This window comes from Sporosarcina sp. D27 (assembly GCF_000586555.1).
In the GTDB taxonomy this organism is placed as follows: domain Bacteria; phylum Bacillota; class Bacilli; order Bacillales_A; family Planococcaceae; genus Sporosarcina.
Window position 1 is genome coordinate 1 of the sequence record NZ_AZUC01000042.1, and the last position, 20,912, is coordinate 20,912.

The 20,912-nt window shown below is 40.9% G+C and carries 23 protein-coding genes and 1 riboswitch; of the genes, 13 read left to right on the forward strand and 10 right to left on the reverse strand.

Annotation, left to right across the window (positions count from 1 at the left end; translation table 11 throughout):
- Positions 1-111: 111 nt before the first annotated feature.
- Together N693_RS0106095 and N693_RS0106100 are read right to left on the reverse strand one after the other, a co-directional pair.
- On the reverse strand, positions 112-1,143 hold the full coding sequence (locus N693_RS0106095) for a YihY/virulence factor BrkB family protein (protein ID WP_025783918.1): 1,032 nt from the start codon (positions 1,141-1,143) through the stop codon (positions 112-114).
- 28 nt (positions 1,144-1,171) lie between these two features.
- Positions 1,172-1,537: a hypothetical protein gene (locus tag N693_RS0106100; protein ID WP_025783920.1), complete on the reverse strand. Its 366-nt coding sequence runs from the start codon at positions 1,535-1,537 to the stop codon at positions 1,172-1,174.
- Between the two features lie 245 nt (positions 1,538-1,782).
- Between N693_RS0106100 and N693_RS0106105 the strand changes: the two genes are divergently transcribed.
- Together N693_RS0106105 and N693_RS0106110 are read left to right on the forward strand one after the other, a co-directional pair.
- Positions 1,783-3,159 carry a sodium:alanine symporter family protein gene (locus tag N693_RS0106105; RefSeq protein ID WP_025783921.1) on the forward strand — a complete coding sequence of 459 codons (1,377 nt, stop codon included), beginning with the start codon at positions 1,783-1,785 and terminating at the stop codon, positions 3,157-3,159.
- A 42-nt stretch (positions 3,160-3,201) separates the two neighbouring features.
- On the forward strand, positions 3,202-3,423 hold the full coding sequence (locus N693_RS0106110; RefSeq protein WP_025783922.1) for a DUF1128 domain-containing protein: 222 nt from the start codon (positions 3,202-3,204) through the stop codon (positions 3,421-3,423).
- Between the two features lie 66 nt (positions 3,424-3,489).
- On the opposite strand, the gene motB is transcribed toward N693_RS0106110, so the two are convergent.
- A complete protein-coding gene (gene motB, locus N693_RS0106115; RefSeq protein WP_025783923.1) occupies positions 3,490-4,248 on the reverse strand; it encodes a flagellar motor protein MotB in 759 nt (252 codons plus the stop codon).
- Positions 4,232-5,047: a flagellar motor stator protein MotA gene (motA, locus tag N693_RS0106120; protein ID WP_025783924.1), complete on the reverse strand. Its 816-nt coding sequence runs from the start codon at positions 5,045-5,047 to the stop codon at positions 4,232-4,234. The genes motB and motA overlap by 17 nt, the downstream gene beginning before the upstream one ends.
- A gap of 189 nt (positions 5,048-5,236) precedes the next feature.
- On the opposite strand from motA, the gene N693_RS0106125 reads away from it, so the two are divergent.
- From N693_RS0106125 to N693_RS0106135, 3 genes are all read left to right on the forward strand, one after another.
- On the forward strand, positions 5,237-6,469 hold the full coding sequence (locus tag N693_RS0106125) for an aminopeptidase (RefSeq protein ID WP_025783925.1): 1,233 nt from the start codon (positions 5,237-5,239) through the stop codon (positions 6,467-6,469).
- A 100-nt stretch (positions 6,470-6,569) separates the two neighbouring features.
- The gene (locus N693_RS20155; protein WP_156028873.1) at positions 6,570-6,710 is read left to right on the forward strand and encodes a hypothetical protein; all 141 of its coding nucleotides are present in this window, start codon (positions 6,570-6,572) and stop codon (positions 6,708-6,710) included.
- Positions 6,711-6,801: 91 nt separating this feature from the next.
- On the forward strand, positions 6,802-7,383 hold the full coding sequence (locus N693_RS0106135) for a carbonic anhydrase (protein WP_025783926.1): 582 nt from the start codon (positions 6,802-6,804) through the stop codon (positions 7,381-7,383).
- Between the two features lie 139 nt (positions 7,384-7,522).
- On the opposite strand, the gene N693_RS0106140 is transcribed toward N693_RS0106135, so the two are convergent.
- Positions 7,523-8,068: a GNAT family N-acetyltransferase gene (locus N693_RS0106140; protein ID WP_025783927.1), complete on the reverse strand. Its 546-nt coding sequence runs from the start codon at positions 8,066-8,068 to the stop codon at positions 7,523-7,525.
- A 209-nt stretch (positions 8,069-8,277) separates the two neighbouring features.
- On the opposite strand from N693_RS0106140, the gene N693_RS0106145 reads away from it, so the two are divergent.
- The 3 genes from N693_RS0106145 (at position 8,278) to map (ending at position 10,341) form a co-directional block, all read left to right on the forward strand.
- The gene (locus N693_RS0106145; protein ID WP_025783928.1) at positions 8,278-9,012 is read left to right on the forward strand and encodes a hypothetical protein; all 735 of its coding nucleotides are present in this window, start codon (positions 8,278-8,280) and stop codon (positions 9,010-9,012) included.
- Between the two features lie 133 nt (positions 9,013-9,145).
- A complete protein-coding gene (locus tag N693_RS0106150; protein ID WP_025783929.1) occupies positions 9,146-9,511 on the forward strand; it encodes a DUF4870 domain-containing protein in 366 nt (121 codons plus the stop codon).
- 83 nt (positions 9,512-9,594) lie between these two features.
- Positions 9,595-10,341 (forward strand): type I methionyl aminopeptidase, encoded by a 747-nt coding sequence (map, locus tag N693_RS0106155; protein ID WP_025783930.1) that lies wholly within the window; start codon positions 9,595-9,597, stop codon positions 10,339-10,341.
- 42 nt (positions 10,342-10,383) lie between these two features.
- Here the strand turns inward: map and N693_RS0106160 are convergent, their stop codons facing one another.
- The 3 genes from N693_RS0106160 to fbpA form a co-directional block, all read right to left on the reverse strand.
- Entirely contained in the window at positions 10,384-11,547 is a 1,164-nt protein-coding gene (locus N693_RS0106160) for a DEAD/DEAH box helicase (protein WP_025783931.1), read from the reverse strand.
- A gap of 58 nt (positions 11,548-11,605) precedes the next feature.
- Positions 11,606-13,075 (reverse strand): amidase family protein, encoded by a 1,470-nt coding sequence (locus tag N693_RS0106165; protein ID WP_025783932.1) that lies wholly within the window; start codon positions 13,073-13,075, stop codon positions 11,606-11,608.
- Positions 13,076-13,150: 75 nt separating this feature from the next.
- Positions 13,151-13,300 carry a Fur-regulated basic protein FbpA gene (gene fbpA / locus N693_RS19930; RefSeq protein ID WP_081760115.1) on the reverse strand — a complete coding sequence of 50 codons (150 nt, stop codon included), beginning with the start codon at positions 13,298-13,300 and terminating at the stop codon, positions 13,151-13,153.
- Positions 13,301-13,478: 178 nt separating this feature from the next.
- On the opposite strand from fbpA, the gene N693_RS0106175 reads away from it, so the two are divergent.
- Positions 13,479-14,699, forward strand: a complete 1,221-nt coding sequence (locus N693_RS0106175; protein WP_025783933.1) for a carboxylate--amine ligase — start codon at positions 13,479-13,481, stop codon at positions 14,697-14,699.
- A 53-nt stretch (positions 14,700-14,752) separates the two neighbouring features.
- On the opposite strand, the gene N693_RS0106180 is transcribed toward N693_RS0106175, so the two are convergent.
- Positions 14,753-15,472, reverse strand: a complete 720-nt coding sequence (locus tag N693_RS0106180; RefSeq protein ID WP_025783934.1) for a YebC/PmpR family DNA-binding transcriptional regulator — start codon at positions 15,470-15,472, stop codon at positions 14,753-14,755.
- A 166-nt stretch (positions 15,473-15,638) separates the two neighbouring features.
- Positions 15,639-15,743: riboswitch (TPP riboswitch) on the forward strand.
- A gap of 77 nt (positions 15,744-15,820) precedes the next feature.
- Between N693_RS0106180 and N693_RS0106185 the strand changes: the two genes are divergently transcribed.
- The 4 genes from N693_RS0106185 to N693_RS0106200 are packed head-to-tail and all read left to right on the forward strand — an operon-like array spanning position 15,821 to position 18,617.
- The gene (locus N693_RS0106185; protein WP_025783935.1) at positions 15,821-16,816 is read left to right on the forward strand and encodes an ABC transporter substrate-binding protein; all 996 of its coding nucleotides are present in this window, start codon (positions 15,821-15,823) and stop codon (positions 16,814-16,816) included.
- A 13-nt stretch (positions 16,817-16,829) separates the two neighbouring features.
- Positions 16,830-17,120 (forward strand): MTH1187 family thiamine-binding protein, encoded by a 291-nt coding sequence (locus N693_RS0106190; protein WP_025783936.1) that lies wholly within the window; start codon positions 16,830-16,832, stop codon positions 17,118-17,120.
- Positions 17,117-17,902: an ABC transporter permease gene (locus tag N693_RS0106195; protein WP_025783937.1), complete on the forward strand. Its 786-nt coding sequence runs from the start codon at positions 17,117-17,119 to the stop codon at positions 17,900-17,902. The genes N693_RS0106190 and N693_RS0106195 overlap by 4 nt, the downstream gene beginning before the upstream one ends.
- Complete coding sequence (locus N693_RS0106200; protein WP_025783938.1) at positions 17,883-18,617, forward strand: ABC transporter ATP-binding protein; 735 nt, start codon at positions 17,883-17,885, stop codon at positions 18,615-18,617. Before N693_RS0106195 ends, N693_RS0106200 begins: the two co-directional genes overlap by 20 nt.
- A 234-nt stretch (positions 18,618-18,851) precedes the next feature.
- On the opposite strand, the gene N693_RS0106210 is transcribed toward N693_RS0106200, so the two are convergent.
- Entirely contained in the window at positions 18,852-20,579 is a 1,728-nt protein-coding gene (locus N693_RS0106210) for an AAA family ATPase (protein WP_025783939.1), read from the reverse strand.
- Positions 20,580-20,912: the final 333 nt, after the last annotated feature.

Here is a 20,912-nt window from a genome sequence, read left to right on the forward strand (position 1 = left end):
CTCGCAGCGAAAATCAACTTTACATAGTTAATCCTATTGCAAAAGAAAAAAGACTGTAGGCGACCCCCATGATTTATGGAGTTTGTCTATAGTCTGAAGCAATGCTACGGCTTATACCGTGGCATTGCTTTTTAATTCTCGTATTCGTTCTGCCCGTTCTTTCATGACTGCATTGATTTGCCCGCCAATCATAAGAATGATTGCTGAGAAATAGAGCCATAGCATAAGTATTATGATGGTTCCTATACTGCCATACGTATTCGCATAGCTTCCAAAATTGGAAACATAAAATGAGAATCCGAGAGTAGTAATAATCCAACCTATCGTTGCAAACAAAGCTCCCGGAAGTGCTGTTTTAAATGGAAGTTTCACATCAGGCACTAACCAATAAATAAGTGTGAAAACGACTGCAATGAGAATAGGTGGTAATATGAATCGCAACTGATTAAACAATGTACCGAATCCATCTTCAAATCCTAAATAAGAAAAGATAACTGAACCGATCTGTTCTCCAAAGACAGGTAAACCGAGTGCTACTACCACTACAAGTACAAGCATAACAGTAAATACAATAGACATTCCACGCTGGACAACAAACGAGCGTGAGTCTTCTTTAAAGTAAGAGCGATTTAGCGCTTTCGTTAATGCATTCATCCCTTTGGATGCAGACCAAAGTGTTCCCAAAATCCCAATGGACAGCAAGCCGCCATTTTTGTTAGCCAACACTTGCTCTAAAATATCGCTAATCATGGTTGCCACTTCTGCCGGTGCATAATCTTTAATGAACAAAATGACTTGTGCCTGGTCAAGATTTAAATATGGCAACAACGTGAAAAAGAAAATAAGCAAAGGAAACATTGAAAATAAGAAAAAATAAGAGAGTTCAGCACCAAGCCCGGATACATCGACTGTTTTAATACGCAAGATCAATTCTTTCAAAAACCCATCTTTCGTTGTCACATCAAATGTATGTAGGTCTCCTTTTTGTACATCTGATACAAAACCGCCTATTTTAGAATCCGAAAATTTGTTTCTATCATCATTAGATCGGTGTGAGAGTTCGTTTATGTACGGTTTGTCCTGATGGGCCTTTTTGAGTGAAGGCGACCCATCGGACAACTGGTTGTTTTTGTCTTTCTTCAAAGCTTATCCCTCCTTTTCGCTTCGCGGTTTATGAGGTAGTAGATGGTGACTCCTTCAATATGGTTTCGTACTCTTCTTTTGAATCGACAAATGTTTCCTTAGTATCTGTTACCAACTCTTTCACTTGTGGCGTCAATGCCTTAAGTTCTTCTACTTGTTCCTTAATATAAGACACATCTCCAGATAATTGTTCATAGGCAGCTTGAAATTTGTCTTTCTGTTCCACCAATTTTTGTTTCAAAGTTTCCGGATTCTTGGCATAGAACGAAATTTCATTTGCCGCCTTTTTCGAAGTTCCCATTACAGAATTACGTGTCGAACGATCGAGTAAAGCAACTGCCCCTCCAAGTAAAGCACCTAACAAGATAAATTTACCAAGCTTACTATTCCCCATATAAAATACCTCCAAATAGATTACTTAATTGCTTACCGTATTATACCCCACGAAGTAAAAAACAAACAAATCAGTCCGCATTTTAAAAAAGTACTTGACGGATGCACTGAAGTTTCGCAATATTAGTACTTAATAACAGTAATTAGTTACATTAGTTAGAATTTTCTATTCACAAAGGGGGGTGTGGACTTTTTTCTTCGTATTTATAAACATATAGTTGTTCAAACAACAAGGGGGGAATTGGGATGGAACAAGTACAGGCATTTCTAGGTAAATTAAGCGACATCATTTGGGGGCCGCCGCTACTAATTTTACTAGTGGGAACGGGGATATTTTTAACCTTAAGACTCTCATTCATTCAGCTACGATTATTGCCGTATTCTCTAAAGCAAGTGTTCTCTAGAAATCATGATAAAAAAGCAGATGGCGACATCTCTCAATTCCAGGCGTTAATGACGGCCATGGCTGCAACTGTCGGTGTAGGGAACATCGTAGGGGTTGCTAGTGCTGTCGCAACTGGTGGACCAGGAGCCATCTTCTGGATGTGGGTTGCGGGACTTTTCGGAATGGCAACAAAATATGGAGAAGCGGTTCTCGCAGTTAAATACCGTGTGAAAGATGCAAATGGACAAATGGCTGGTGGACCGATGTATTACTTAGAGCATGGTCTAAAACAAAAGTGGCTAGGCATTTTGTTCGCCATCTTCGGAGCATTCGCAGCATTCGGAATTGGTAATGGAACTCAATCCAAAGCCATTGCAGATGCTATGAATAATGCGTTTAACGTACCATTTTGGGTAACAGGAATTGCTCTAGTCATTTTTGGAGCCCTTGTAATTTTAGGCGGCATTAAGTCAATCGGAAAAGTTACAGCATTCTTTGTTCCGATTATGGCCCTCTTCTATTTCATTGCAGGAGCAATTATTATTATCTTAAACTTTGATTTGGTACCGGCTGCATTTGGATTGATTTTCAGCGATGCATTTTCTGGTCAAGCAATTGCAGGTGGAGCAATTGGTACAGTTATTCGTTTTGGAGTGGCGCGTGGACTTTTCTCAAACGAAGCTGGACTTGGATCTGCGCCAATTGCTGCAGCTGCAGCAAAGACAGACATGCCTGGACGCCAAGCGCTTATTTCCATGACTCAAGTACTCTTTGATACATTGATTATCTGTTCAATCACCGGCGTGACTATTGTTATGTCTGGTCAATGGAACAAAGGCATCGACAAAGGCGCGTTAACGGGTGCAGCTTTCGGTGAGTTCCTAGGTGGAGCTGGACCAATAATTGTTACAATTGGACTCATCTTTTTTGCCTCCTCAACCATTCTAGGTTGGAGTTATTATGGAGAAAAGTGTTTCCAATACTTATTCCCGAATCCAAAAGCTTCATTCGCTTATCGAATCGTTTTCGTACTGTTCATCTTCGTTGGAGCTACCGCTTCTCTAGACGTAGTTTGGTCGCTTGCAGATGTTCTTAACGGTCTAATGGCAATACCAAACCTTATTGGTCTTCTTGGCTTGTCTGGTGTCATTGTAATGGAGTCTAAACGTTTCCAGGCAAAAATCCAGGAAGAAAAGAAACAAAAACAAACTATGCAGGTTGACAGTGACTTGAAATAATGGAATGATTGAGTCCTTAGAAAGCGAAAGGCGGAAAAAACTATGGACTTAACTCAACCAACTTCTGAAAATGTATCGTACATGATTAATCAAATTAAAGATAAGCTTCGTATGGTAAATGTAGATGCGATGAAGTCCGAGAACTTCAGTACATCAAAGTATGAAGATCTTCATTACATTTACGAAATGGTGATGAAACGTGAAACGATTACACCGAACGAAATGCAAGCCATTGTTGCAGAACTCGGTTCGCTTCGCGGATAACCCCTAAAAGGCATATAACAAAAACAGCGACTCCCTAGTTAATGGGAGTCGCTGTTTATTTGTGTATTATTCGAATGCAGTACCGTCTTTTAACACAAGCGGTTGAATTAAGACTTCAACCCGTCTATTTTTAGCTCGATTCGCTTCTGTATCGTTCGGTGCGATTGGACGGAATTCTCCATATCCTTTCGCACTGAACGCCATTGGGTCCACTTTATCATTTTCAGCAATTATTGATAAGAAATTAACTGCACGCATGACACTTAGCTCCCAGTTCGATTTATACTGACCGCTAGCCATCGGCACGTTATCCGTATGACCTGCAATTACGATTTGTCGCGGCTTTTCAAATACGAGTAATTTAGCAATATCAGATGCAACCGAACGATATTGTGTGTCAATCTCGGCACTACCTGTGTTGAACAGAACGCTGTCACGTATTGTGACCAGTAATCCCTCTTCAGTAAGTTTTGTATCAAACTGACCTTCCAATTCATTTTCAGCTATATAGTCCTCTAGATTTTCTTGAATCTCTCCGAGAGATCGCTGGTCCTCTAAATAGGAAGAATTTTCATTCCCTGCACCTGCATCTTCTTGCGGTACAGGAACAGTGGTTGGAGAAGAACTATCCATTACCCCTTTACCACCATCAAAAACTTCACTAAACACTGATGAGATTTGACTGAACTTCGCTTCATCAATAGAACTGGAAGCAAACAATACGATAAACAAAGCAAGTAGCAGCGTTAACAAGTCTGAATATGGCAAGAGCCAGGATTCGTCGACGTGTCCATCATCTCTTTTGCGCTTACGCTTCTTCGGCAACTTCCCCCGCCTCCTTGCCTTTCGAGCTTTCGTTAGCAAGCTTACGACGTTCCTCCATAGATAGATAAGAAGATAGCTTTTGTTCGATGACGCGTGGTGCTTCCCCTTCAAGAACAGAGAGGATCCCTTCAATCATCATATTCTTCTGTCGTACTTCCTCTGCGGATTTACGCTTTAGTTTGTTAGCAAATGGGTGCCAGAGTACATATCCTGTGAAGATACCTAGCAAAGTGGCTATGAAAGCTGCTGAAATGGCATGTCCTAGTTTTTCAATATCGTTCATATCCCCAAGTGCAGCAATCAGACCAATAACAGCCCCGAGTACACCAAGCGTTGGCGCATAAGTACCGGCTTGTGAAAAAATAAGTGAACCTGCCGCGTGTCTATCAGACATCGCATCGACTTCTTCACCTAGAACGTCTCGTATATAATCTGCATTTTGACCGTCAATTGCTAGTCCCAATCCATTTTTCAAAAAAGGATCTTCGATTGAATCCGTTTGGGCTTCAAGCGAAAGCAAACCTTCCCTACGAGCTACATCAGCCCAAGATGAAAACATACGAATAATATTAGCATCCGAAGATAGCTTCTGTTCTTTAAAGATCACCCCAAAAAGTTTTGGGACACGTTTAATTTCATTCATCGGAAATGCGATAACTACCGAAGCTATCGTACCAAAGATAATAATTAAGATAGCTGCGGGATTAATCAAGCTTGAGAGTGCCGCACCTTTTAAAAACATGCCGACAAATACTGCTACGACACCGATAATTAAACCAAATACCGTTGATAAATCCATGCAAAGACCTCCATGTCTTTCATTCTTCTTTTTATTTCGTCAGATTTTGAGCTTTCTTTAGAGAATCTGGTAGAGAAATCTCAGGAAACTTTTCCTGAATAGTTGTAAGCGGATTCAAAACTTTCTTTTTGCACTTTTCCAACCAATATTGGTACTATTAGATTACATTGAGAAAGGGGCATGACTCTATTGAATACATTTGAACAACAATTACAAAACTATGCAGAACTTGCCGTTAAAGTCGGCGTGAATATCCAACCCAATCAAAACCTCTTTATAAGTGCTTCTACAGACGTTCGGGAGTTTGTCCGAATCATCGTTGAAAAGGCGTATGCTGCAGGTGCGCGACAAGTCTTTGTTGACTGGAGCGATGATGTTATCTCTCGGATTCGCTACGAACAAGCACCTTCAGATTCTTTTACAGAGTTTCCTTCTTGGAAAATTGCAGAGCGCGAGGAACTTGCGAAAAAAGGAACCGCCTTTATGAGTATCGTTTCTCAAAGTCCGGACTTATTCAAAAATGTCGATCCTTCACGTATTCGCGATGCGCAAAAAGCGAGTGGCCAAGCTCTCGACGGGTTCCGTCAAATGATGCAGGCAGACAAATTCAGCTGGACAGTCATTGCAGCTCCTTCAGCTGACTGGGCTTCTCTTGTCTTCCCTGATTTACCGGAAGCAGAACAGATACCAGCCCTATGGAACGCCATATTCAAAGCCGTGCGTGCCAACACATCAAATCCAGTTGAAGAATGGAAACAACATGATCAGAAACTACATGAAAAAGTGGATTATTTAAATAGCAAACATTATCACAAACTACATTATACAGCTCCAGGCACTGACCTAACGATTGAGTTGCCGGAAAAACATACCTGGTGTGGTGCTGGTAGTGTAAATGCAGATGGCGCTACGTTCATGGCAAACATGCCTACTGAAGAAGTATTTACAGCTCCTTTGAAAACCGGAGTGAATGGTGTCGTTTCAAGTACGAAGCCATTAAGTTATGGTGGAACAATCATAGATGACTTCAAGATTACGTTCAAAGATGGTAGGATTACAGACATCGTTGCAGGTCAGGGACAAGACGTGCTAGAAAATATGATTGAAGCGGATGACGGTGCAAAATATTTAGGTGAAGTTGCACTTGTTCCACATGAGTCTCCTATTTCAGCATCTGGACTCTTGTTCTACAATACACTTTTCGATGAAAATGCTTCTAATCATTTAGCAATTGGTAGCGCTTATGCATTCAATTTAGATGGCGGTAAAGAAATGGATCGTAAGGAACTCGAGAAAAATGGATTAAACCAAAGTATCACTCATGTGGACTTCATGATAGGGTCCGGTGAGATGAACATTGACGGTGTCCTTACTGACGGGACAGTTGAACCCCTCTTCCGAAATGGGACTTGGGCGTTTTAACACTAGATTCTAGACAAGTTTCACGTAAGCCCTTAATCTTTTCATATAAATGCGTTATAATGGTGTTAGTCACTGATTATCAATAGAGAGGAGACTAATAATGGCCTTACTAATCGTTACTATCGTCGGTTTTGCAGTTACCTTCGGCTTAGCTGCGATGTTCATGATTCATTATATGAATGATTCTTTAGTATCTCACGATTCTGAAGTTATCGACCCAAAGCCAGATGTCACCTATTAACCGTAATCCTAAATAGGATTCTTGAGAATATTAAAAGGGTTGCCATTTGGCACCCTTTTTCTCTATATACTTATAAAACGGAGGAATTCTTATGACACTTCTTTCAACAATTTTAGAACATAACGACCAATTCGTGTCTGAGCATCAGTATGAAAAATTTGCTACAACAAAATTTCCGAACAAACGAATTGTTATCTTAACTTGTATGGACACTCGTCTGACAGAACTCCTTCCGAGTGCTATGAACTTGAAAAATGGAGACGCTAAAATCGTTAAAAGTGCTGGTGCACTCGTTGCTCACCCATTCGGTAGTATTATGCGTAGTCTACTTATCGCAATTTATGAGTTACAGGCTGATGAAGTATACATTATCGGTCATTACGATTGTGGTATGAGCTCCATTGACACCGATTCAATTGTCGACAAAATGGTTGCTAGAGGGATTGACCGCGACCTATTCAAAACTCTTGCCTATTCAGGTGTTGACCTTAAAGGTTGGCTTCATGGATTCAAAGATGTGACTGCTAGCGTTAAACAGAGTGTCGATGCTGTCCGTAACCACCCATTGATGGACAAAACTGTGCCTGTACATGGGCTTGTCATGCACCCCGATACAGGAAAGCTAGATGTCATTGAAGATGGTTATTCGGAAACAACTGTACAAAACGACTAATTCCGTTTTATTTCCCGGGAAATAGACAACAAAAAACACATTGCCATTCAGCTTGTAGAAGCTTGTGGTAATGTGTTTTTTATTGGTAAAACCATATCCGTAAGCGACTTTTCAAAAATCGCCATGCGGTCTTACCCTTTCAATAATTGTCTTCGAGTTGTGCATACATATAATGGTCTTCCCAAACACCATTTATGTAAAGTAATTTCCGATGTAATCCTTCACGGTCAAACTTCGTCTTTTCAAGGACTCGAATGGATGCGACATTACGAGGTGATACATACGCTTCCACACGGTGTAATCCTACTGTCTCGAATGCAAATTGTGTTGCCATTTCGAGTGCTTCCGTTCCCAACCCTTTTCCCGCTGACTCATGATCAATCGAGTAACCTACAAATCCACTTGAAAAAGGTAGTCGTTTTATGCTGTAAAGCGAGATTTGTCCAACTAACCGGCTAGTTTCGCTGTCGAAAATACCGAAATTATACTCTCGCCGATCACGCATTTGATAAAGAGACTCACGAATTTTTTCCCGTTGCATGGGTACAGTATAATAACTGGCATCATGACGTGGTTCAAACACTGTCCAGTACTCTTTGTTTCGTGAGACTAATTCTGTGAAAATTACAGCATCTTCTTCAGTTAAAATCCGTAAATAGCATGTTTTTCCTTCAAGTAGTATCACACTCTATTCCACCTTTTGTACGGGCATTAGCCATTCCTTTTTCCTTTTCGTACATAAATGTTTATGTAATCATTTTGCTTAGTATACCATGTTCTTCCCTTAAACAACTGCCCTATACATGCACACTTAAGAGAATTGTTGCGAAAACTTCATAATTACTTTTTTACAACGTCCTATTTACTAGTATACTGGTACAAGGAGGATTTTTCATGAAAAAAATGTTTTTAACTTTTGCCTTTCTTCTTTTAACAGCAGCACTTACTATTTCAAATTCAACACTGCTAAACGGGATGACTACAATAGAAATAGCCCATAAACTACCTATTCTTCTTATGCCTGCAGACTTCACTTTCTTTATAAGACCCATTATTTTTGTATTTCTCGCATACTGGATTGTTAAATTCCATTCCAATGATTCGATTTCCACAAAACGGTTTGTGCTGTTCATTATCGCTTGTCTGGCAAATTCAGCATGGTTTCCATTTTGGCATTTCGGCTATTTCGGATGGGCATGTCTCTCTACACTAGTAGCAGCGCTCTCACTTTATGCGTTGTATCGCACCTATCCAGCAAAGCAAAATAGTTGGGGGCATCGCATTCCAGTCGCACTCCTATTTTCCTGGACACTCGTTAGTTTTGTTGTGAATGCTAACTATTTAATTGTTTGGGATGAATGGAATCGTTTAGGTCTTAGTTCCGTTCTCTGGACGATTATTAACTTAACGATACTTGCAGCCATTGCACTACACTTTAGTTATCACCATCGGGATTGGATCATTAGCACAATTTTCATTTGGGTATTTTTTGGTATTCTCATGAATATTCAATTTGAAGAACTGTTCGTAACTTTATCCACTCTATTCCTAATAGTGATTATGATAATAGGTATATTCATGTTCTCACCTTCAGCTCCCTCAAAAAATAGTGAAGAGACGTCGTTTTAGCAACTATCGGTTGCTAAGACGACTTTTTTTTGGAATAACCATTTTTCAAGAAACAATTAAATTAGTTGTGCTTTTTGGGTGTCGGTTTGGCAATACTACCTACACGGACTTGTTAGAAAGGAGAATAATTATTTTGGATAACTCGAAATTACTTTCTTCACTCAGCTATTTTAGTGTTCTTTTTGCACCGTTGTTATTGCCCTTCATCGTTTGGATTGTTGCTGATAATCGAGATGTCAAACATCATTCAAAACGAGCTCTTATCTCTCATCTCATTCCAACAGTTTTATTAGTTGCAGCTAGTTTAATTTCATTTTTTCAATTCTTTTCGTTTCGTCAAACTTCAACGGATTTCCTTCACTCTCAAAGTTTACTCACAGCGCCTAATTCCATAGGTTTTTGGGGAGCGGCACCCATTCTTTTTATGATGATGTACAGTTTTCTGTTTCTGATTGTCCTCGTCTGGAATGTTGTACAAGGTGTGAAAGTATTTAAATAACAGTGAACTGTCTGCTCGGGTAGTTTTCTTTAAATGTGGTATAGTTAAAAGTGACAAAGAAAGTACAGAAAGAAGGATTTCACATGATTGCAAACACAGAAGAAGAAATTGCTGCCTTGCGAAAAATCGGAAGAATTGTAGCGGAAATTCGTGAAGAGATGAAAGCAGCAGCTACCCCTGGTATGACAACGAAAGAACTTGATGAACTTGGCGGAAAACTTTTCGCGGAAAAAGGAGCGGTTTCTGCTCCGATTGATCAATATGATTTCCCTGGATATACGTGCATCAGTGTCAATCATGAGGTTGCTCACGGAATCCCTGGCAAGCGAATCCTAAAAGACGGAGATCTTATCAATATCGATGTCTCTGGATCTTGTGGAGGGTACTTTGCAGATACAGGCATTTCATTTGTTCTTGGAGCAGCTGATGAAGCGAAGCAAAAGTTATGCGATACTGCAAAGAGTGCTTTTGATCGGGCGATGACTAAAGTGAAGGCTGGTTCACGTCTTAACCAAATCGGTAAAGCCGTTGAACGTGAAGCAAAAGACAATGGACTAAAAGTGATTAAAAACCTTACGGGTCATGGAATCGGAACTTCTCTACATGAGGAACCACAGCATGTACTTAATTATTATGATGCTTGGGAACCTACCATCATGAAAGAAGGAATGGTCATCGCTGTGGAGCCTTTTATCTCTGAAAAGGCTGAGCACATTATCGAAGAAGGAGACGGGTGGACATTCATCACACCTGATAAGTCCCTCGTAGCTCAAATCGAACATACCATTATCGTTACAAAAGACCAACCGATTATTTTGACAGAACTTTAAGCAAAAACGTACGCCACGAGAAGCTCTCATGGCGTACGTTTTTTACTTTTTCTTCTTTTTGGGTGTTGAAGATTTTTGGCCGCTCACAGTTTTAGAATTCCCTTCAATTAGCTTGCCGCCATGCCATACTTTTTGAACTGGCTTATATCCTTTTGCAAGCTTTCGGTAATCTCGTTCTTCTGGATAGGATAATAATGTCAGTACTTCTCCGTCAGACCCTGCACGTCCTGTTCTACCAGATCGGTGTACGTATTGCTCCACTGTGTGCGGTACGTTGACATGAATCACGTGTGTGAGTCCTTCAATGTCCAATCCACGTGCTGCTAGGTCAGTTGCAATGAGGATTCGGATATCGCCTTTCCGGAACTTATCCAGCGTATCTTGACGCTCGAATTTGTTCATGTCTGAATAGAGAACTGCAACAGGTGCACCTTCATATTGGAGTTTCATTTCTTTCATACGTAACTGATCTACATTGTTAATGAATGCTAATGCTCGGAGACCCCGGATATGGGACAACCCGCGTAACAGATCCGTCTTATCCCGTACTTCCGTTTTCACATAAGAGTGAACTACTTTTCCTGATGCAGGCATTTCCTCTGCAGTCACCTTCAAACGAACAGGGTCATTCATGAATCGCATTGCAACATCTTTAATATCTTCTGTAATCGTTGCTGACACAACAGCTACTTGACGCGAAGAATGAGCAGATTCAATCATATTTTTCACGGCTACACGATTTTCACGAGACAACAACTGATCGCCTTCATCGAGAATAATATGACGGATTTCTCCCATTTTAAGTTTCTTGTTCTTGATCAACTCAACGAGTCGTCCTGGTGTTCCGACAACAATAGTAGGTTTCTTTTTCAACTTTTCAATTTGGCGTTGCATATTTGCACCACCAATTAGTTGCGTAACTGTAATTTGCGTCCCAGCAATCCATTCACGAATTACATTTACAATTTGCATGGATAATTCTTGAGATGGTGTCATGATAAGAACTTGAGTTTGCTGTTTTGAACCATCTACTAATTCTAGTAGTGGTAGCACATAAGCAAGCGTTTTCCCAGAACCTGTTGGGGATTCCGCAACAACATCACGCCCAGCCAACATTTCCGGAATCATTTGTTCTTGTATCGGCATTGCATTTTCAAATTTCCATTTTTCTTTAACTTCTTGACTCATTCCTTCTAAAAAGGACATTTTCATCCCCACTTTCGCTCTCTTCCTCTCAGTTTACCACAGTTTGTTATCTGCTTGCTTATTTCTTCTGTGCTACTGTTAACCCACGACGTACTTGCGTCTGTTGTTCAAATGCGTACGCGTACCCAAGTAAAGAATGTTCAGAATATGCAGGTCCTGTAAATGTTAAACCGAATGGCTCACCTGAACTTGTCATTCCTGCGGGCACTGTTATAGCTGGATAACCAGCAGCCGCTTCAAAACTGCAGCCATGATCTTGAGGGAACGCTAAGATATCGACACCATTTTGTTCTAAGGCTTTTCCTAGTGCCACCTTCCTTGCCAAGTGACGATTCCGCAGTAAAGCCTCAATATAAGGTTGCTCAATTAGCGTACCGGTCCGTTCATTTATTTTTTTGAGCAGTTCTTGTCCATATCGTAATGTCTGTTCGGGATGATTGTTGTTGAAACTAATTATATCCGCGATCGATCGAATTGGATTTGTTATTGGAGTTTTTCCTAAATAATGATTCAGTGCTGCTTTACACTCATGCAAGAGGACATTGTAGCCTAGATCGCTTTCTTTTGTACCAAGATCGATATCTGGGATGATTTTTGCACCTAATTGTTCTAATGTTTTTAATGATTCTTTAAATAATTTCATCCGTTCTGGAGATACTTCGTTTCTAAATACTGAACTCGCGATACCAATACTTATTCCTTGCAGTGATTCTTTTTTTAAGTAGTCAAGATAATTCATGGAATCATACTTTTGTGAGTAGATTGTTATCGGATCGTCTGAATCTTGTCCAAGTAAGGCCTCAAAAACGATTGCAGCATCTGTTACGGTACGTGTCATCGGACCTGCTGTATCCTGTGTTACTGATAATGGTATGATGCCGCTCCGACTGATCGCCCCAATCGTTGGCTTCAGACCAACGATTCCATTTTGTGAAGACGGGTGAATAATCGATCCAGTTGTTTCAGTACCAATCGATGCAACTGCTAAATTCGTCCCAACGGCTACTGCAGATCCTGAACTGGACCCCCCAACTTCGAACTGTCCATAAGGGTTGAGCACTTGACCTCCTCTAGAACTCCACCCGTTTGGCATATCAGCGGACATGAAATTTGCCCACTCTGTCATGTTGGTTTTTCCTAGTAGAATGGCTCCAGCATTGCGAAGCTGTTTAACAAGAAAAGCATCCTGTGGTGCATAGTAATTTTCCAATGCTAAACTGCCTGCACTCGTATGCATGGCGTCTCCTGTATCGATATTATCTTTCAGTAAAATTGGAATACCATGTAGCATAGAACGTTTACCTGATGTCTTTCTTTCATAATCGAGAGTCTGAGCGATTTGTAGGGCGTGGGGATTTAACTCAAGAATCGCATTAGTTATTTGTCCTTCTCTGGATATCCGATCCATATAAAACAATACCAATTCTTCAGAGCTGAGCGTCTCATCTTCCAATGCTCGTTGAATCATAGTTATGGTGGCTTCATTCACCCATTCGAGTTTACTACGTATTGATTGACTATCGTTCATGTCCATTCCTCTCTTCACTAATAGAGTGGTATAACAAAGCCGGCTAAGGGTAATTTCCTCAACCGGCAATTGACATTATATGTGCTTATAATATTCTTTCATTAATAGCAGTAATGGTAGTTCATAGAGCTGTTTTCCTTCAATCTTGAAAATACCTCTCGCCACTAGTCTTTGGATGACTTCCTCACGCTTCATATCCATCTTTGTTTCTTCAATTTTCAACATGGTGCTACTTCCTCCTTGAAACGGAACTCTTATTTTACTATTCCTTTTTCCACCCAAATATAAACCTTTTCAGGCGCACTCCCTTATAGGCTAACTGTTGTATACCAAAGTGTTTTCCATGTAATATAAGGTTAGTACTTTTAGGAACGACAATTCCATCGAGATTTAGGAGGATACAATGAACACAAAAAAACTTCCATTCTTACCAATCATAGTTGGTACAGATATGAACGCATACAACATGGCGATTTCTTTTCACGAAGCTTACCATATCAATCCTGTATTGGTCGGAAAAGAGCCGTTATCATTTACACAGCTCAGTACAATTCCCTATAAAATCGAGCTCAATTCAGAGCTATCTGATGAAAATAAGTTTGCTGAAATTTTGATTGGAATTGCTTCTAAATATCATGCTGAAGGACAAGAACTATTGCTAGTTGGTACGAATGATTTGTATGTCCGACTCATCATTGAACATGCTGATCAGCTAAGAGAACACTTTACTTTCAATTATATCGACCGTGAGCTCATGGACAATTTACAGATCAAGTCCCACTTTTATAAGTTGTGCAAAGAACATGGTATTGATACTCCATTAACATTCTTCTACGATTGCAAAATAGATGGACCTTTCAAGGAAGACATGAATTATCCTGTAATCGTAAAGCCAAGTGATACTGTTGTCTATAACCAAAACAAGTTTTCCGGACAGCAAAAAGTATACAAAGTGAATTCCCTTGTTGAGTTAAACGAGGTCATTGAAAAGGTGAAGAAAAGTGGGTATAACGAAGAGCTGATCATTCAAGATTTCATCCCAGGTGATGATACATATATGTGGGATTCAGTTATCTATTCAAATTCAGCTGGAAAAACACAGCTCGTCACGTTTGCGCAAGTTGTCTTGCAGGAACATACTGTGACTGCAATCGGTAACTACACAGCAGTAATTACGAGATACAACGAAGAAATGATGTACAAGTTGAAAAACTTCTTAGAGGCTGTGGGCTATAAAGGCTTCGCGAACTTCGACTTGAAATATGACCCTCGTGATAAGAAATTCAAAGTATTTGAAGTGAATATTCGACAAGGTCGTTCTAGTTATTACACAACTGCGCTTGGGCATAATATGGCAAGTTATTTTGTGGATGATTTGATTTATAACAAGCAAAAGCCACTTGTATTGCTCAACAAACCATTTCTGTTCACAGTGGTTCCTAAGATTGTGCTGAAGAAGTTTGTAACGAACAAGGCAGTTAAGAGAGATATTAAGCGTCTTTTAAAACAGAAGCAGTATGTAAATCCACTGTTCTACAAAGGGGACAAGCATCTGAAGCGGAAGCTTTATTTGTTCCTTAGACAAGTGAATTATTATAAAAAGTATAAGAACAATAATTGGTGACAACAAAAAAGCGACAAGAGCGTGTGACTGCTCTTGTCGCTTTTTATTATGTTTTATTCTCCCAGATCTACGTTGTGATAGACTTGTTGAACGTCTTCCAAGTCTTCGATTGCGTCGATCATTTTTTCAAATTGCTCTGCTGATGCTGTGTCTAGTTCAACATCGTTTTGTGCAAGCATAGTCAGTTCAGCGACTGTGAAATCAGTGATTCCTTCAGCTTTAAACGCTTCTTGAACTTCGTGGAATGCTGTCGGATCTGCGTAAACTAGTACTTGCCCGTCTTCTTCGCTAATGTCATTGACATCCACGTCGTGTTCCATCATCAATTCAAGAACGTCATCTGCTGACTTTCCTTCAATTCCAAATACTGCAGTATGGTCAAACATGTATGCAACAGAACCACTCACACCCATGTTACCTCCGTTTTTACCGAATGCTGCACGTACTTCTGAAGCCGTACGATTGACGTTGTTCGTTAACGCATCAACGATTACCATTGAGCCATTTGGTCCGAATCCTTCATAGCGAAGCTCATCGTAGCTTTCTTCGCCGCCACCTTTAGCTTTTTCAATTGCACGTTCAATAATTGTTTTCGGAACACTATATGTTTTTGCACGTTCTAAAACGATTTTAAGAGCTTGGTTCGATTCTGGATCCGGCTCCCCTTGCTTTGCTGCTACATATATTTCGCGACCGAATTTTGCATAGATCCGGCTCGTGTTGGCATCTTTTGACGCTTTCTTCTCTTTAATATTGTTCCACTTACGGCCCATTGTGACCACTCACTTTCTGTTTGGATGAATCAGAGTAGAAAATCCTTTTCTTAGTATATCATGACTAAATTCATTGCGGAAAGTAAAAAACGCTAAAACTATGAGACTTGCTACTTACAGAAAAGTATGGCAAAGTTATAAGTGAACACAATACAATTTCATCACTGACAATATGTAGGGGTACCGGATACCGGTTGAGATGCATGCGACATGCAGACCCTTTGAACCTGATCTGGGTAACGCCAGCGGAGGGAACATATTCATTCCATAATGATTATGTGACGCGCACTTCCGAAAACGGGAGTGTGCGTTTTTTGTTGCAGTGTGAAGCTCCAGGAGGGGATTTCATTGAAACGAATACTCACAGTTCTGTTTGCTGCATCGCTTCTTACAGCTTGTGGCGCAGACAAAGAACCAAACTCGTCAAGTGGAGACGACAAAGAAGCTACCCAAAAAGTCCATTTCGCGCTCGATTGGACGCCAAATACGAATCATACTGGTTTGTATGTTGCTCAAGAAAAAGGATACTTTAAAGAGGAAGGACTGGATGTCGAAATCATGCTTCCGGGCGAAGCTGGTGCTGATCAGCTCGTTGCATCAGGAAAAGCTGATTTTGGAATCGGTGCACAGGAAGCACTCACAGAAGCACGTGCAGCAGGGATTCCAATCGTTTCAATTGCTGCCATCATCCAACACAATACGTCTGGATTTGCTTCCTTAAAAGAGGCAGGCATCGAGTCGCCGAAAGACTTCGAAGGGAAAAATTATGGCGGTTGGGGTGCTCCTATTGAGAAGGCTGTCGTTGAATCCCTGATGGAAAAAGATCATGGCGACAGTAGTAAAGTAAAATATATCAATATGGGTTCTTCTGATTTTTTCACGGCGATTCAACGTGATATCGATCTTGCCTGGGTATACTATGGCTGGACAGGCATTGAAGCCGAACAACGTGGAATGAAACTGAACATGCAATATTTGAAAGACTACTCCGAGAAATTGGATTACTATACACCCATTATTACTACAAATGAAAAACTCATTGCAAAGGATCCTGAGAAAGTGAAAGCATTTGTTGCTGCCACAGTCAAAGGATATCAGTTTGCAATTGAACATCCTGAAGAAGCTGCAGAAATCCTAATTCAAGCAGTCCCTGATCTCGATCCTGAGCTTGTCAAGAAAAGTCAGCAATGGCTTTCCCCTAAATACCAAGACGATGCGCCTCGTTTCGGTGAACAACAGCTGAAAACATGGGAAAACTATGCGGAATGGATGGATGAAAACGGCTTGCTCGAAGGTGAATTTAACGCAAAAGACGCGTTCACCAACGAGTTTTTACCAAACTAAGGAGGAAATGAAAATGGCTAATGCACTTGTTAGTATTCAAATAATACCAAAGACCCCAAATGGAGAAGATGTCATTCCATATGTAGATGCTGCGATTGAAGTGATTGAACAATCTGGTGTTCCTTATCGGGTCGCACCACTTGAAACGACGATGGAAGGCGATCTCGGGAAATTGCTTAGCATCATCGAAAAGATGAACACTCGCATGACGGAATTAGGTGCACCAAGTGTTATATCCCAAGTAAAAATCTACAGCAATCCTGAAGGTGCTTCTATGGAAAAGCTAACGGAGAAGTACAGATGAAATCGTCAATAACTAAAGGATGGCGGCCGCTTCTGGTCCTCATCCTTTTACTCGTTATATGGGAAGGTGCTGCTAGACTTTTTGATATACCCGCATGGCTTCTTCCTTTACCTACCCAAATTGCTGCAGAGGCATTCACGGGCTATTCATTGTATACGCCTCATATTATGTCCACAATCACACTTTCAGCAACTGGCTATCTTGTAGGGATAACTGTAGGAATTGTTGTAGCCATCCTGTTATTTCGGATCCCATTTCTTCAGCAAGCCTTTTATCCACTCCTGATTTTATCGCAAAACATTCCGGTGATTGTACTCGCTCCCCTTCTCGTCATTTGGTTCGGGTTCGGGATGCTACCGAAAGTCATCGTCATCGTTCTCGTCTGTTTTTTCCCAGTGACGATTGCTGCACTGGATGGATTCAGGCAAACAGATCGAGACATGTTGTACTACTTAAAGATGATTGGCGCAAGCAATCGCCAGATTTTCTGGAAATTGCAATGGCCACATTCATTGCCTTCACTGTTTTCAGGACTAAAAATCGCAGCAACCTACAGCGTTATGGGTGCTGTCATTTCTGAATGGCTCGGTGCGAACAAAGGAATCGGGGTCTATATGACCCTTGCTTCTTCCTCGTTCAAAACAGACCGTGTTTTTGTTGCCATTTTGCTGATTATGATTTTGAGTTTAACGTATTTCGGAATTATTTTAGCTGTCGAAAAAATCGCCCTACGTTGGCGTAGTCAAGGAGGGAAAGTATCGGATGGGTCAACTCATTCTTGAAAACTTATCGAAATCGTACGGCCAAAACCATGTTCTTCAAGACATTACATTGTCGGTGAAAGAAGGTGAATTCGTCTCTATTGTGGGACCTTCAGGAAGCGGGAAAAGTACGATTTTCCAACTTATTGGTGGGCTTTACACACCTGACTCTGGCACGATTTCTCTTGACGGTTCTGTTCTGAATAATTCCCGGGGACATATCAGTTATATGCCACAAAGTCCAGCGCTTTTTCCTTGGAGGTCTGTATTACAAAATGTTGAGTTAAGTGCGGAAATTGCAGGCACTAAACAAGACCGTACTAAGACGTTAGAACTCATAAAAAGCGCTGGTTTGACCGGTTACGAAGATGCCTATCCTAATGAGCTTTCCGGTGGTATGAAGCAACGCGTTTCGTTCATCCGTAGCTTAAATGCCCCACAATCTATAATTTGTTTGGACGAACCTTTTTCAGCGTTAGACGAATTCACACGCCTTGAAATGCAGCAGTGGCTCTTATCTATTTGGGAAACGTACAAAAAGTCGATTTTGTTCATTACGCACGATATCGACGAAGCCCTGTTTCTGTCTGATCGAATTATTGTCCTTTCCGACAAGCCTGCCATCGTAAAAAAAGAAATCACTGTTCCGTTTGATAGACCCCGATCTGAGGAATTATTGATGAGTGATCCATTCCTCATTCTAAAACGGAAAATCTATAATCTGTTACGTGGATAGCTCTATGGGATTCTCTTACAGGTTTAATACCCCCCTCAAGATGGGAAAAGAGGGGTATAACTTCTTTTAAGGAGCGAAGAATATGAAAATTACCAAAGTCGTAAAGACAGCTGTTAAATGGGGACCAATCATTTTACCGGTCGTTATGAAATTCGTTAATGATAAAAAGCAAAGTGATAAGATTCCTAACCGTAAAAGATAAAAGAGGGCAAGCCATATGGGCTCCCCTCTTCTTTAAGATGAACTTGGAACGAGTTCTTTTTTTGTACCACATACAATCGCATGCACTTCAGAGCCGTCCAATGTTTCCTTTGTATACAATTCATTGACCAAATGCTCGAATTGGCTAGCATGCCCTCGGATCAACTCTTCAGTACGCTCAACAGCGACAGTAAAGAGTTCTTGCATCTTGACATCTTTTTCAGTCTTACTGAACGTCAATGTGAACCCCTCTTGAAGTAACCCAGTGTCGACCATCCGTTCAATAATATCTTTTGCCTGTTGTACGTCCCCACTTACACCAATACTATGTTCTCCCAAGTAAATGCGTTCTGCTATACCGCCACCAAGAATCATACTGACTTGGTCAAGAAGTTCACTTGCAGTTTGTAAATGCAACTCTTTTTGAATGGGCGCAACATAACCAAGCGCTTGTCCTCTAGGGATGATTGTCGCTTTTCGGACTGAATGTGGCTTTGTAATCGCAGCGATCAATGCGTGACCAGATTCATGAATTGCAACACGACGTTTTGTCAACGGATCGTTCATGCTCCTGGACGCATTGCCCAGAATGGTCCGGTCAATTGCAAAATCCATATCGCTCGTGTCGATTTCAGCTCGCCCTTCTCGAATCGCTCGTTTACTTGCTGTTGTAAAGAGAGCACTTATTTGCGCCCCTGAAAAGCCGGATGTACTTTCTGCCAACATGTCTAGTGAAGCAGACACATTGGGAGCCAAAGCCTTCCCTTTTGTATGAATGTCCATTATCTCACGGCGACCTTGTGTGTCGGGTAGAGGAACCTGGAAAGAATAATCGATGCGTCCCGGACGTAAAAAGGCTTCATCCAACATATCTTTCCGATTCGTTGCAGCGATGAACAAAACTCCTTCATTATCCGCCCCACCATCTAGTTGTACAAGAAGCTCAGTCAACGTTTTCTCAGACTCTTCTCCTCCATGCGCTTTACGTTTTCCAGCAAGCGCATCCACTTCGTCAATGAAAATGACTGCCATCTCCTGCTTTCGTGCATTTTGGAACATGGTGCGAATTCTAGAAGCTCCTACACCGACAAAGAGTTCAGTGAATGCAGCACCACTTGACGAATAGAACGAAGCACCAATTTCATGTGCAATTGCTTGAGCAAGTAAAGTTTTACCGGTTCCTGGTGGTCCTTCGAGCAAGATTCCCTTCGGTGCTTTCACACCAAGTGCTTCCGATCGTTTTGGGTCTCTAATGATATCCAGTGTTTGGTGGATCTCGTCTTTCATCTCTTGTGACAGTCCTCCGATATCATTCAAGGTAATGTCAGGAAGAGGTGTTTCTTTCGATGCGCTATGTTTCATAGAAGCTGCGCCTACACCCAGTTTTCCTTTTTGTTGAAGAATGAGAAACGTGAGAAGCGCAGCAAACAGTAACCCTGCAATTAGGTAACTGGATGCATTTCCACCTGAATACGTATACGAAACGTTATATGTCTTAACAAGCTGTTCTGCAAGTTCGCTTTCGGGACGTACATTTGTAACATATAGGCCATTCGCTGTTTTTAAATAGAGAGATCCCGATGAGGTTTCTTTTAACGTCGCACTATCTGCTGCTGCAAGCTTCTGCTCTAACGCAGGGTATGACAGCGGAGTCGCGCGATGAGCATCACTCGTTATCCATAACAGAAAAGATGCTGTGCCAATGACTAGGAGGGACAGGACGATAAATGTTTTTGAAGTAAACGACTTGAATAACTTCAAATTCCCCAGCTCCTTAAATAAGATATCTCCATTATAGGGAGTCTTTTTATAAAAAGACACTAAGTTATCTTACAATTTTTTGTCTATCTCGTGAACGATATATTGCACAAATGATAGGATCCATCGCACTTGCCATACTAAATATCCTTTTTAAAAAATACATAAATCTATTGCAAAAAGCCATATTAACGATGTACACCACAACTACAACTAGGGAGGTTTTAGTATCAACAAAGATGTCAGAAAAGGTGCAAACGGAAACTTGCAGAAGCTCTCCACAGCAGAAGAAAAATCGAACAATACAGTAAAAAAAATGAAAGAAGAAATTTCACT